Source organism: Nostoc sp., from assembly GCF_036919895.1.
GTDB lineage: Bacteria > Cyanobacteriota > Cyanobacteriia > Cyanobacteriales > Nostocaceae > Nostoc.
The window spans coordinates 17,290-29,791 of sequence record NZ_JBALBW010000118.1 but is presented as its reverse complement, the minus strand read 5'-3'; the positions used below and the strand labels follow the sequence as shown (position 1 = coordinate 29,791).

Annotated in this window: 18 protein-coding genes; 2 read left to right on the top strand and 16 right to left on the bottom strand. The window is 44.0% G+C overall.

Translation table 11 applies throughout. The features are described 5' to 3' along the window. Nucleotides 1-34: 34 nt before the first annotated feature. Together V7K55_RS23485 and V7K55_RS23480 are read right to left on the bottom strand one after the other, a co-directional pair. Nucleotides 35-517, bottom strand: coding sequence for a hypothetical protein (locus V7K55_RS23485; protein WP_334835078.1), 483 nt, complete (start codon nucleotides 515-517; stop codon nucleotides 35-37). Nucleotides 518-586: 69 nt separating this feature from the next. After that, on the bottom strand, nucleotides 587-1,051 hold the full coding sequence (locus V7K55_RS23480; RefSeq protein WP_334835077.1) for a globin family protein: 465 nt from the start codon (nucleotides 1,049-1,051) through the stop codon (nucleotides 587-589). 146 nt (nucleotides 1,052-1,197) lie between these two features. Here V7K55_RS23480 and V7K55_RS23475 point away from each other — a divergent pair, with 146 nt between their 5' ends. Continuing rightward, the gene (locus tag V7K55_RS23475) at nucleotides 1,198-1,896 is read left to right on the top strand and encodes a Crp/Fnr family transcriptional regulator (RefSeq protein WP_334835076.1); all 699 of its coding nucleotides are present in this window, start codon (nucleotides 1,198-1,200) and stop codon (nucleotides 1,894-1,896) included. Between the two features lie 105 nt (nucleotides 1,897-2,001). Here the strand turns inward: V7K55_RS23475 and nrtS are convergent, their stop codons facing one another. The 14 genes from nrtS to V7K55_RS23405 all read right to left on the bottom strand — a co-directional run bounded on the left by nrtS (nucleotide 2,002) and on the right by V7K55_RS23405 (nucleotide 11,859). Then, entirely contained in the window at nucleotides 2,002-2,232 is a 231-nt protein-coding gene (gene nrtS / locus V7K55_RS23470) for a nitrate/nitrite transporter NrtS (protein ID WP_334835075.1), read from the bottom strand. Nucleotides 2,233-2,379: 147 nt separating this feature from the next. Further along, nucleotides 2,380-3,939 (bottom strand): GMC family oxidoreductase, encoded by a 1,560-nt coding sequence (locus V7K55_RS23465; RefSeq protein WP_334835074.1) that lies wholly within the window; start codon nucleotides 3,937-3,939, stop codon nucleotides 2,380-2,382. Between the two features lie 75 nt (nucleotides 3,940-4,014). Continuing rightward, nucleotides 4,015-4,335, bottom strand: a complete 321-nt coding sequence (locus V7K55_RS23460) for a DUF4278 domain-containing protein (RefSeq protein WP_334835073.1) — start codon at nucleotides 4,333-4,335, stop codon at nucleotides 4,015-4,017. 14 nt (nucleotides 4,336-4,349) lie between these two features. Next, the gene (locus V7K55_RS23455) at nucleotides 4,350-4,628 is read right to left on the bottom strand and encodes a hypothetical protein (RefSeq protein ID WP_292797921.1); all 279 of its coding nucleotides are present in this window, start codon (nucleotides 4,626-4,628) and stop codon (nucleotides 4,350-4,352) included. A 209-nt stretch (nucleotides 4,629-4,837) separates the two neighbouring features. Continuing rightward, entirely contained in the window at nucleotides 4,838-5,569 is a 732-nt protein-coding gene (locus tag V7K55_RS23450) for an alternative oxidase (RefSeq protein ID WP_334835072.1), read from the bottom strand. A 136-nt stretch (nucleotides 5,570-5,705) separates the two neighbouring features. Then, entirely contained in the window at nucleotides 5,706-6,545 is an 840-nt protein-coding gene (locus V7K55_RS23445; protein WP_334835071.1) for an alpha/beta fold hydrolase, read from the bottom strand. A gap of 36 nt (nucleotides 6,546-6,581) precedes the next feature. Further along, on the bottom strand, nucleotides 6,582-7,103 hold the full coding sequence (gene dps, locus V7K55_RS23440; RefSeq protein WP_334835070.1) for a DNA starvation/stationary phase protection protein Dps: 522 nt from the start codon (nucleotides 7,101-7,103) through the stop codon (nucleotides 6,582-6,584). A 400-nt stretch (nucleotides 7,104-7,503) separates the two neighbouring features. Then, entirely contained in the window at nucleotides 7,504-7,785 is a 282-nt protein-coding gene (locus V7K55_RS23435) for a hexameric tyrosine-coordinated heme protein (RefSeq protein ID WP_190935788.1), read from the bottom strand. Nucleotides 7,786-7,913: 128 nt separating this feature from the next. Further along, entirely contained in the window at nucleotides 7,914-8,417 is a 504-nt protein-coding gene (locus V7K55_RS23430; RefSeq protein ID WP_334835094.1) for a universal stress protein, read from the bottom strand. Between the two features lie 140 nt (nucleotides 8,418-8,557). Beyond that, nucleotides 8,558-9,205, bottom strand: coding sequence for a nitroreductase (locus V7K55_RS23425; RefSeq protein ID WP_334835069.1), 648 nt, complete (start codon nucleotides 9,203-9,205; stop codon nucleotides 8,558-8,560). A 68-nt stretch (nucleotides 9,206-9,273) separates the two neighbouring features. Continuing rightward, nucleotides 9,274-9,681, bottom strand: a complete 408-nt coding sequence (locus tag V7K55_RS23420; RefSeq protein WP_334835068.1) for a hypothetical protein — start codon at nucleotides 9,679-9,681, stop codon at nucleotides 9,274-9,276. Nucleotides 9,682-9,701: 20 nt separating this feature from the next. After that, the gene (locus tag V7K55_RS23415; RefSeq protein ID WP_334835067.1) at nucleotides 9,702-10,640 is read right to left on the bottom strand and encodes an NAD-dependent epimerase/dehydratase family protein; all 939 of its coding nucleotides are present in this window, start codon (nucleotides 10,638-10,640) and stop codon (nucleotides 9,702-9,704) included. Nucleotides 10,641-10,796: 156 nt separating this feature from the next. After that, nucleotides 10,797-11,213 carry a CVNH domain-containing protein gene (locus V7K55_RS23410; protein ID WP_334835066.1) on the bottom strand — a complete coding sequence of 139 codons (417 nt, stop codon included), beginning with the start codon at nucleotides 11,211-11,213 and terminating at the stop codon, nucleotides 10,797-10,799. A gap of 37 nt (nucleotides 11,214-11,250) precedes the next feature. Continuing rightward, the gene (locus V7K55_RS23405; protein WP_334835065.1) at nucleotides 11,251-11,859 is read right to left on the bottom strand and encodes a nitroreductase family protein; all 609 of its coding nucleotides are present in this window, start codon (nucleotides 11,857-11,859) and stop codon (nucleotides 11,251-11,253) included. Nucleotides 11,860-11,955: 96 nt separating this feature from the next. On the opposite strand from V7K55_RS23405, the gene V7K55_RS23400 reads away from it, so the two are divergent. Further along, nucleotides 11,956-12,165 (top strand): hypothetical protein, encoded by a 210-nt coding sequence (locus tag V7K55_RS23400; RefSeq protein ID WP_334835064.1) that lies wholly within the window; start codon nucleotides 11,956-11,958, stop codon nucleotides 12,163-12,165. Nucleotides 12,166-12,502 lie beyond the last annotated feature (337 nt).

The window sequence follows — 12,502 nt, the reverse complement described above, 5'->3', positions numbered from 1 at the left end:
GCAATAAAGACAGTTGTGCATGATCTTTAACCTCTTAAGGAAACACAATTTTAGGAATAGCCGCATGTCCGAGATAAAGGTAGGCAGCCGATCGCAGCACAATTTCAGAGTAGAGAATCTTTTGAATTTCCAAGCTAGGAACTCGTTTTGCTGCAAAGCTATAAGCTGTGATTTCTCCTTTCAGGCTGAAGTCGCTATCGGTTAGATAGTGGTCATAATCGTGCATACCCTGAAAAATAAAGCCATAGATTGGATTGGGATACACAGAGGAATCGTAACTATCGGCAGAGACCCAAAGATGACTTTGCTCGATATCGACAAACATCTCTTGAGCATTGGCATAACGCATATAATCTGAGAATTGCAAATTTAAGGGCAATTGCTGGAACTCACTCATGAGCCAATTACAAAGTTGAGCGATGGTTTCGTCAGCAAATTCGGCTGGCTTGCTCTCCAAATAGAGTTTAGCAAGCATTTCCACTTGAGATGTTGTTGTGTTGATTTTTGTAAGAGTCATATTGCTACCCTCATAACCTTGAACTATCCTTACTCTGTCAATTTCTATCGACTATTTCTATGAGCTAGCTCATAAAGAGGTTCGCAGCTTGGCATCTTGCTCAGTAGCAGGAGTCAGAATCTCGACTGGATAATCTGCACCGCTCAACATTAGTTGAGTCACAACTGCATAAGCCTCGCTCCATGTCTGCTCAGTTGCAGGTGTCCACGCATTCTCTAAGTAGATCGACAATACTTTTAACAACGTACCGCCGACCATTGGATAATGTTCAGGCAACACTCCATACTGAAGATGACGAGTGCCTAAACCTTTGAGCGCGTTAGACAAGACATCAGGGCGACGAAGATTGTCTACAACCAGGACGAGCGATTTGAAAAGTTGCTTGGCTTGCTTTCCCATGTGAGTATTAGCAAACAGTGGCTTGACCTCGGGATAGTCTGCAAACAAAGTTTTATAGAAGTGAGCCATAAACTCGGTTTCCTGGGCTTTAATCTGCAAAAAACTGGATTCCAACAATTCAATGTTTAAAGACATATATTCAGTTCCTCTTGTTTACTGTTTATAGTTTGCTAAATTCTTGTAAATCCCTTTATGAGCTAGCTCATAAAAGCGTTTAAACATCGGAAAAAGTTAGATTGGAGAAGAAAATGATCGGATTGCTTGATTAGGGTGGCTCAACAATGCAAGTTACGATTGAACAATTGCGGCAAATTTCACTCTTTTCTGGACTCGATCTAGATCAGCTTGTCAAGTTGCGAACTCATGCTCTGGTGAAACAGTACTTGCGGGGAGAAATTATTCTGCATGAAGGCGATCGCTTGCCTGCTAAACTCTTTGCTGTTCTGGGTGGCAGAATTGAAATCAAGAAAACCGCTGCTACAGGTAAAGAAACGATTTTGCGAATCTTACCTGCTGGAGAACTTTTTGCTGCGCCTGCATTATTTGGCGATGGTGTGGCTCCGGCAACGGTGCTGGCTGAACAGGACTGTCAAATTCTCACGATTGAACGCACTACTCTACTAGAAATGATTCAGAACACTCCAGAATTGGCATTGCAGATTATTGCAGTCCTGACTGAGCGCCTCCAACTTCTGCATCAAGTTGTGCATGGATTGGCTTCGGAGCGGGCAATCGTGCGGTTGGCGCAATTTATACAGGCCGCTGCGATCGCTGAAGGAACAGATGTAACGGAACATGGATTACAGTTGCGATCGCGTTTGCCCTACTACCAGATTGCTCGCAGCATCGGGATTACCTATGAAGAATGTGTCCGACTGTTCAAGCAGATTCAGGCAGGTGTCACTTACCAGCGAGGCGGTAAAATTCTGGTGTTAGACCAAATGAAGTTAGATGCGATCGCCAATGGGCAAATGATGTGAATACGCAAGGTAAAAAGTTTTGTGAGTCGTATTTTGCTGAGTGATCTGCTATTTTGCTACTGCTTGAATTTGAGTGAGTCTACAACTGATTCATAGGCTCTAAAATTAGCGCTGTTTCGACCGAGCAACATGCTGTCCATGAATGCTGACTGTGTAAGGAACAAGATAGGTTACAAGTCCAGCAAGCCAACGATCGCGGTTCATTTTTCCCTCTAAAACAGCTGCCCCATGATTCACGATAAATAGGGTTGTTCCAACGACTAAGGCAACACGAATTGCAGTTGGCTTCAAGGAGGGGTCAGTCCAAGCTGCATAGAACTGATTGATCGTCTTCATCCTTGTAGGTTCCTAATATTCATAAGGTAGAAGAGACGGTGATTCCAAAAGGTTAATGTGAGAACTCTTGCACTGCGAGCTTTGATCTTTCGCCGAAATTTTTGGTGGCTGTCTGGAGCCAGCCACCGCGTCTTGAGGCGCGCACTGTTAGCTTGCAATTGCCGCCGATACTCGCTGTGAAACGCGACCTTTGGCTTTAATTAAATCGGCTGCTTTTTCGCCGATCATAATGGTGGGCGCGTTCGTATGCCCTGTAGTTAGTGTGGGCATAATGGATGCGTCAACAACACGCAACCCCTCAACCCCACGCACTCGTAATTCAGGGTCTACAACTGCCATTGAGTCAGTTCCCATTTTGCAGGTGCCAACTGGATGATACACCGTACCGCAGGTTTCCCGGATGTAGGCAACGAGTGCTGCATCGCTAGTCACATCGGCACCCGGCGCGACTTCTTTGCCTCGAAACTCATCAAAGGCACTTGTATGAAACAATTTGCGGATTAATTTAACTCCCTCAATGAGCTTTTGGACATCAGATTGACTTTGCAGATAGTTCATCTGAATAATCGGTGTGTCTTTGAAATCAAGCGATCGCAACTTAACACTGCCAATGTTTTGGGGGTGGGTCAAAGTGACTAGACCTGTAAATCCCAAACTAGAGTGAGCATAGCCAGGAGGTGCGAACAGAATGGGGCCGAAGATCAGTTCTAAATCTGGTGCAGTGTCTAGATTACCCTCGCTATGTAAAAACAATCCAGATTCAGCGATGCCATTACTAGTAATGGCAGTATGCAAATCACCAGTTGCCTCGTATGGCACAGGAACGACAACGTGGTCTTGGAGGTTTTGACCAACCCCTGGCAGATTAACTACCAGCTCAATCCCCAAGGCTTGTAATTGTTCTGCATCCCCAATACCCGACAGCATTAGCAGTTTGGGCGAATCGAACGCGCCCGCACTTAAAATCACTTCGGAGTTGACCCTGGTTTGGTGCAGCGTTCTCTCGTGTAGATATTCCACCCCAACAGTGCGGGTGCCCTCAAACAACAATCGAGTTACCAACGCGCCTGTTATTGTTGTTAAATTGGGACGCTGGAAAATGGGTACTAGAAATGCCGCAGCAGCACTGTGTCTTTTCCCATCCTTGACTGTCAACTGAAAAAATCCCGCTCCTGACTGCTGCATTCCGTTGAAATCAGGATTGTGGTCATATCCCAGTGCCACCGCAGCGTCTACAAATCGCTGAGATATTGCAGTAGGGGAAATGAAATCGGTGACACTCAACTCGCCATCAACAGCGTGGTATTTAGAGGCACCGCGTTGCTGGTTTTCAGATTTCTTGAAATATGGCAACACATCTTGGTAACTCCAACCGGGATTACCTAATTCCTGCCAGTGGTCATAATCGTGAGGATTACCTCGGATATACATTAAGAAATTAATCGAACTGCTACCCCCCAAGACTTTGCCACGGGGACAGAAGATTTTGCGGTTATTTAAGTATGGTTCTGGTTCCGAGAAATAGCCCCAGTCTACTTCAGTGCCTGGTAAATTTGTGCATTCTAACGGAATCTGAATCTCTGGTTTCGTATCTGGATTACCTGCTTCGATTAATAATACAGTTGTATCAGGGTCTTCTGTCAAACGATTGGCAATTACACAGCCTGCCGAACCTGCACCAATCACAATGTAGTCATATTGAGTCATAAAATTCTCCTGTACTTTGCTGTTTTTCGGTAAATCAAATTGCTAGTACGACAAAACTTTAAAATTTTTTCATTATTATTTTTGCCATCCCAAAATATTGATGAAAAATTTTCTAACTTTTAGAGCGTTAAAAGGTTGAGAAAATGTTGTATAAACTTCTCCTGTATGCGTCTTCTCCACAAAATAGGTGACTCCCCGATAAATTAATTGATAAGCTACTCGTGGTGTAGAAACTTCCGCAGCCTCGATATTCGGGTCAACACGATAGGTTTGCCCACGATAAGTTAGGTTATAAGCAGAACCTTGATGACGAACTGGTGCAAATGGTCGTGTTCCTCTTTTAGCTGCTTCTCTTGAGTTATATTCGTAACTAAGACCGCGATAGTAAAGTTTCATTTTTTGCTCACAATTTATTTATTTTTACAGGTAATCACATACCTATTTGGTGTTTGCTTAATTGGTGCAGGTTTCATTCTGGGTTTAACTGTGGGATAGCAAGAGACATATACCGCAGAATTATCTGTCCAAGTGAGTAGATAAGATTTGTCGCTAAGTTTAGTTAATGCTGGTGGAATATTTGATGCAGTAGCCACAGCTTTGAAGTTAACTTGAGAAAATGCAGCGATTCCCACAGCAGAAGCGCCGATAAGTAAACTAATACTTGTGATCCAGGTTGTTGATAGTTTCATCCAAATTTCTCCTTACAAATTAAGCGTTTTGAGTTTCATTCAGTTTTCTGTTCATTTGCTGGTGCTGTTGGTGAATTATTTCCTTACATTTGAGCAGAAAAGGCTTTTCACCATAGTTGTTACCCAGCTAGATACGCATGTTCAAGCAAATCGAGGCGATTAAGTAGTTGGACAAAATTAAATTCAGTCATGAAGACGGGGAACAGAGATCAGTCTGGTTTATCTGTGATGGGCGATCGCGTAGCATCTTGGAGAGAAGCTTCGCCGGCGATCGCTGCGATCGCTTCAAAAACCGTATGGGGACTTTTGAAAGTTTGTCGCGCTTCTGGTAGCTGGAGTGCTTCCATTGTTTTGACGTGTTCGCATTCGTCATCCCGAATATTCACGAATACATCGTAGAGATTATCCACTTTCGGGCGGCGAAATTTATGATCTGATGTAAACTGGGTTTCTTCAAACATATAAAGATCGCCATCACGGTAGTAGTTAATTGCGACTTTGGGCGCTCTTTGAGCTTTCAGTTCTGCTTCATGGGCTTTCAAGTAGTCGTCATAGGTATGGTAGGCATGATTTTCAATCAGTTCCATTAGGTAGTAGGCATACTTGGGAAACAGCATATAGATTAGGACAACCACCCAGTAGTACGCCACTGCAATATGTTGAGCGACGAAACGATCAATCCAATAGCGATCGCCACCCATTGATTCCATAATTAACAGATGATGTAATTCGTTCCAGGTTTCGGCGAAATGAACTTTCAACAAGTCAGCTTTGCGCCAGTAACCCAGCGTCTCGTAAAGATGCAGCACCGAGAGATAAGAGAAATAAGGAACACGAGCGATCGTTTCCAGGACATAAAACCGAGGGTAAGAACGATTTCCGTAGACGAAATCGACAATAAATACAAAAAAACTGACGATCGCTTGAATCAAAACTTTCATGGTGAATTCCTCTAAAATCAGAACACTTTCCTGATTTACCGATTCCGAGATCCGATAGACATAGGTTTGGTTTAATGCGTCAACCCAATGCTCATAAGGGTTAGCGATCGCTTAACCATCGTATAAATAATTAAGGTTAATGAACTTTACTTGAAGCTTCTGCCTTTGCTGCTTCAATAATCAGATTTGCTACTTCCGCAGGATGTGAAACCATTGAGGCATGGCTTGATGGTAATGAAATGACCGTTGCCCCGATACGCTTCGCCATAAAACGCTCTAGTTCTGGTGAAATCATGCGATCGTTATCAGATACTTGATACCACGATCGCTTGGACTTCCAAGCTGGTTTGGTCACTTTATCGTCAAAATTCTTGATTGCGATCGGCTTCTGTACAGCAGCCATCACACGTGCTTCAACAGCGTCAACATCCTGAGCAAATGCCTCTTGAAAAGTATCAGGATCAACCTGAAGGAACTGATTATTATAAACAGGACGGACATGGGAAGAACCGGATGGGGTGGGGAAACGCCCATTTAAGTCGGCGAGGCTTTCTCCAGTATCGGGTGCATAAGCTGCAATGTAAACCAATCCAATAACATTTGGTGCATTGGCTGCTGCAACTGTAATGACTGCACCTCCATAGGAATGACCAACGAGAATTGTCGGATCTGTCTGAGCTGCAAGAACCTGCTCTACTACAGCAACGTCGTTTGCAAGGGAAGTGAGCGGAATCTGCACTGCCGTAACGCGAAAGCCTTTGTCTTGCAGTAGTGGGATCACCTTGCTCCAACTTGAACTGTCGGCAAAGGCTCCATGCACCAGCACAATATTATTAGCAGCCATTTTAGTCTCCTTCGTTTGATGTGAATGCTTCTGAGATTTTGCAAGTGCAATCAGTGGGGTAGCAGTAAAACCTAAACCTATGAAAATTCCTGCATTCAATAATCTTCGACGTGTAAATAAGTTATTCTTCATCAATCACTCCTCACTTTGGTCTGCACGATCTTTGTTCTAAAATGAGGTTTGCAGATGAGCTTCTAGAAACCACAACCGCTTGTCTATCGCTCGTGAAATCTCAATAAAGAGATCATTGGTATCTATGTCGCCCAGATCATTTGTTTTATCAATATTTTTGCGAAGGGATTTGGCGTAAATTGCCAAGCGATCGCCAAGTGCAATGACATGATCCATACCGTCAACAGCATCGAAGGGATACTCAGGCAATTCGGATTCCTTGGCAGCAATCCGGGCGGTTCCCAGTGCTTTTCCCCCCAATGTTGAGATTCGTTCGGCAATCAAATCAATAAATTCTTCAACTTCGGAAGCAATTTCATCAAACAGTAGATGTAGTTGATAAAAATCTTTACCTTTGACATTCCAGTGAGCATATTTGATCTGGGTCTTCAAGTCGATCGCAGTTGCCAAGCTTTCATTGAGTAAGGAATTTACTTGCGATCGGATTTCTACGGGAATATCAATTCGGGTTGAGTAAACGAATGATTTAGTGTCATCTTGCTTAGTTGTTGCAACCATAAGTTCTACTTCCAATATGTTGTTTTGTAATGAGTTAGGACTTACGCACAGATAACTAAAAAGCGTAGGCGCAAAGCGGCTTGCCGCAGGCTACCACAGAGAACATGGAGGAATAAGAATTTGAGACGTATTTTGCGTAAGTCCTGTGAGTAAACTTTTAGGGAAACACAAGTTTAGATAGAGGTGAATGACCGAAGTAAATGTGAGCAGACGATTTCAACACAATTTCGGAGTTCGGAAGTTGTTGCAACTCGCTCATCAGCCATTCACAGAGTTCTACTTGAGCTATGTCTGAAATTTCGACAAATTATCCTTCCAGGTAGAGTTTGGCAAGGGTCTCTACTTTGGATGCCATTGAAATCACCTTTGAGCAAATTACTGATTTGAAGCTTTCGAGATATTACTTACGCCAGTAGTTATTAGCAGCTGCGATCGTGGCAAACTCTGTTGCAACCGTCTGTCCAACTGCAATCAGCATCATGGCATCATTGCCATAAACATCTCGCAGTTGGTTGCGTTTTTCTTCATCCGGCTGAGTCAATTTAATAATTAACCGTGACATTTTGACTGCTAGTTGTCGCCCTTCTTCTGGTGTCTCAGTCAAGAGTGAGTTATTAGGAACCAATGTAACTTCGGGTGGTCTTACAACAGGTGAATTGGTCGGAGCTATTACATTATCCATGTCAAAATTTCCTAAATTAGTGTTTACTTGAGAACAATTTCGATTCCACGGCAACGACTAAGGCAAAAGCTTGAAGTTTATGAATCTAACTTTTGCATTACCACCAACAAAATATTCATAGCCCATTCTTAATGAACTACTTCAGCTTTATTGACTACGGGTACTTTAGATTTAAGAGGAACTGGAGTATAAACAACATGCACGGAACAAGGAGCATGGTGAAACACATAACTACTCACGCTGCCTAAAATCAACTCATTCAAACCAGAATGTCCTCGACGACCTATTACAATTAAATCAGCGCCCCAAGTTTGAGCAAGTTCACAGATATTCCGGCTGGGATTGCCAGAATTTTGGGTGAATTCAGTACTCACCCCGGCATTGGTTGCTGATTCTGTATGCGATCGCAATAACTTGAAACCCTCTTCTTCGTAACTTTGCCACTGCTTCCAATAATCCTCTAGAAGTTCTTCATGTAATGGGTGATATTCGAGAGTAACCAGCGTAGGTATTTGGGGGCTATTCTTTTCTTCACTAGATAGAATATGCAACAGCATCAGGCTTCCTTTAGTTGCCTTTGCTAGAGTCAGCGCTTCATCAAAAACAGCATTACCATTTGGGGAACGGTCAATTGCAGCTAGATCTTGCTAAACATAAAATCTCCTGAATCAAACAAATCAAAGAATTTTTAAACCATTAATGGCAGTAAGAACGCAGATACTCTTTTGCACTTGTGTTTAGCGTCTAGTAGAAAAAAAAATCCAGCCTTTTGTCAATCGCCCTGAAACAAGACGTTTTTCTCAACGGACTCACGGCTTATATGCAGATGATTAGCGGGAAAATCAGGATCGGAATAGCCAACGGCTAAACCACAAATGATTAATAATTCCGGTGGAATGTTCAACTCGTTGCGAATGATTTCGGGATAATCCGCTAGCGAAACCTCTACGCAAGTGCCAATGCCACGAGCAGTTAAGCTCAACACCAGGGTTTGTAAATACATCCCCACACTTAAAGTATCAGCAACGCCCAAATCTTGGTGCATACAGACAATAGCAACCATTGGTGCGCCAAAAAATTCGTAATTACGCAGAACGGCCAACTGTCTGTTCGCTTGATCGTCACGAGTAATCCCCATCGCCCCGTAGACTTGCGCTCCTAGTTCCTGGCGGTAATGCTGGAAGGCAGAAGGCAAAGGAGAGATGCTGGGCTGCTGCTTGGCTTGGTTTAGCAAAGCCTCTTGCAAGCGATCGCGGCATCCACCTTGGGCAAACACCAACCGCCACGGCTGGATGTTTGAATTTGACGGCGCGAGCTGCGCTAGAGTCAGGGCTTCATCGAGCAAAGCCCGTGGCACTGGTTGAGATAAGAATTTGCGTGTTGAGTGTCGGTCTTTAATAGTTTGGTCAAGATCAAACATATTTTATCAACCTCTTCTATGAGAAATAAATATCAATGCTCAACTGGGGTTAAAACGATCGAAACAATTTATATAACCTTTTCTGGTTCCTGAAGCGTTTTCAATGCCCAGATGCCAATCCAAGAGCCGAATCCATCCACAATTAATGTCAGAATAGCTGTGATTTGGAATAGCAATCCCCAACCTGCAAAGGAAACTTGAGAAACATGATCCGAACTAATTACGATCAAATGATTGTAGATTCCAAAAATGACTGATGCTGCCATTGAATCCATCAAGAGCCAGCTACCAATGCGGTAAAACTGTGTCCAAAGTAAAACGACTGCAATCATGGGAATCGCATAAATCACAATACCCACAAATAAACTTTGAAGTATTGAGAGGGGAACTGGGACTTCCACATGGGCTAAACCATGTAGTCCGTGTACGATCGCATGGATGACCACAATCGCTGTTCCATATTGAGCAATTTTCATCTCTCTTCTCCCCTAAATTTTTAACTGGCATGAGCCACGGCGCTGTTAACCATCCATTCCAAGGGTCGAGGCTGAAAATTTAATTCGCGTTTTGCCTTAGCATTCGATGCACCTCGCATCTGAGTACCATAATAGACAGCATCCGCACCACTAATTCGCAGAGCATCCTCAACCGATACCTGCGGAGGTGGTGGTGCATTAAGCCATTGGGCATAAGCTGAGAGCCACTGCCGCACTGTTAAGGGGTGATCGTCCGTAATCAGGTAAATGCCAGGATTGCCTCGTTCTGCTGCTGCAACTGTGGCGATCGCTGCATCTTCAATATGAACCCACGACCATACGCCTTCCCCATTCCCAACGAGCGGGAACTGTTGTTGTCGCACCTGTTGGGCAACATCGCCATCAGGGGCAAACCAAGTACCGGGGCCGTAAAGGAAGCCATAACGCAGAGCAATTCCTTCTATATTGGGCGCTTCGAGTAAGTGACGCTCGATTTCAGTGACTATGTGAGCATCTGCTGCTACCGCAGGCGAGGCATCAAAAGCTAGTGGCGTTTCTTCGTCTGCCAAGCCTGCGCCGGGAATCGCCCAGAATGCGATCGACTGCCTCAGATAACGGCGCACGCCAGCCGCTTGGGCTGCCGCTAGCACATTAGCACCCCCTTCTCGACGGATGCGAGTGTTCAGGGCTGATGCTGCACTCATCGACTCGTTAGTATAGGTTTTGGGCAGGGAAGTGAGTTGTTCAATCACTACTTCCGGCTGAGTGCGGGTGATGGCAGCTTTAACAGCATCTGCATCGAACACATCTGCGATCGCCAATTCCACGCCTTGTTCAGCTAAAGTTTGTGCTTTTTCTAGAGAACGTGTCAACGCAACTACTTCATGTCCTTGCGCTAACAGTTGCGCGATTAACGGACGACCAATCGCTCCCGTTGCGCCTGCAACAAAAATCTTCATTTGTGAACCTCCTGTTGAAACCTGTGAAATATTTGCGAATCGCTAGTTGGGAGAATATGAGTTTCTCTGCTGGAAATGGCGATCGCCAGCCGACTGATGAACTTGAGTAGTATGACTTTGAGTTCAGCCGCACCAAAGGTATTAGTTAAAACTACTCTAATATTTCAAGTTCCCATTTTCGTTGCGGATTCCTTGAATTTTTATTTTGTTAAAGACCGCGTTTGTTCGATTAATTTTGAAGCAGTTAGCCAATAATTCGTCACCTATAACTGCCGCGCCAAAGCAACTTGCTTGGAAAGAAGCAGGAGAATTGCCCCCATCATCTACCAAGAATCCATTTCGATTGTTGATTCCTCTTAAGATAATACCAGTTTTCTGTTCTCCACCATCTCTTTTTCTACAAATAGCAGAAAGCACATTTGATTTAAGATTTGTATTTCTGCAACTATTTTGAAAAGTACTAGGGGAACGGGCAAAAGCAGGACTTGCTGCTGTCGTTGTTAGTAAAGTCAGACTGAAAACGGTAATAATACGAAAGTAAAACTGTTCAAGATTAGTTGTAGTTGTTGCCATGTGTTTTCTCCTTGATAGATAATAGGAACGCATAGCATCACTTCAGCACTAGTGACGAAGGATTTCCCCACTTACCACTGAATACGAATTGATCCAACGGTTTGCGCTGCCTTGGCGATAGGTCGCGTTCCTTGAGAGCATCTGGGAGTGTTATCGGATCGCCTCGATATCCGATCGCCATAGCCGTCCATGCCTCAAAATTCTCAGGTATGTCAAAGAGATCGCGTGCTTTGTCGGGAAGGATACCGATCATCTCATGGACACAAATTCCGCGTGCCGTTGCCTCTACCACAAGATTGCCACTAGCAAGTCCGAGGTCGTGAATAGCAGCCTTGTTCTCTTGGTTATTGCGAGTAAATCTGAGGCTGGCAATGCCCAGAGCCAGAACCGGAGCGTTTTGCGCCCATATCTGGTTTGCTTCCACGAGACACGATAGGAGTTGTTGAAAATGGTCAGGGTTTTCCTTGGTGGCGACAAGATAGCTCCAGGGTTGCTCGTTGTAGGAAGATGCTGACCACCGCGCCGCCTCGAATAATGAACGGAGATCGGCTTGTGAAACCAGACGATCCTCGAAGGCATAAGGACTCCAGCGTTCTGCGAGTAATTCATGAATCGGATAGTCTGTTAACGCTTTCTTTTCAGACATAATCGCTCCTTTGGTTCTTGTACTGCCTAACTAGTAGTCTGCCAACCCAAAAATGCGCTTGTGAGGACTGGGGAAAGGGTAAGGGATTTAAACCGAATGGCACTAATAAAAGCTGAAACCTTTGCCTGGAAAGGTGTGGGAGGTGTGGGAGGAAAGAGAATTTATGCTTTCAACTCTAAGAGTTGCTATGCCGCAGGCTTTACGCTTCCCACACCCAAAAGCTTTATAAATAATGGATTCGCCGTTATCTTAGTGCCATTCGATTTAAACCCTTTACCCCGCAAAGTTCACTTGGCGAACTACTAGTCTTGATTAAATATGAAATGACTATACATTCAGGATTTGTCAAACATATAGCAGTTCCCAGGTAGGTTAGGACATCAATTGATCGTAAAACCCCGACACCAAGTGACTTTCAAGCCTGTTTCCTGCTATAACCAATTTTAGATGTGAACATTCCCAGATAAGACAAAAGAGCATCGTTGGTTGCGTTAACATATATTGTTTATCTTGATGATGTGAAACTTGACTTCTATATATCTATGGGTGTGAGCTAATCAAGATTATGCAGCTATAGATAAAAATTCAATTGCCCCATCAAACAGGCAGATGAAATCACAGCCATCGACGTAAAGTATTGCTG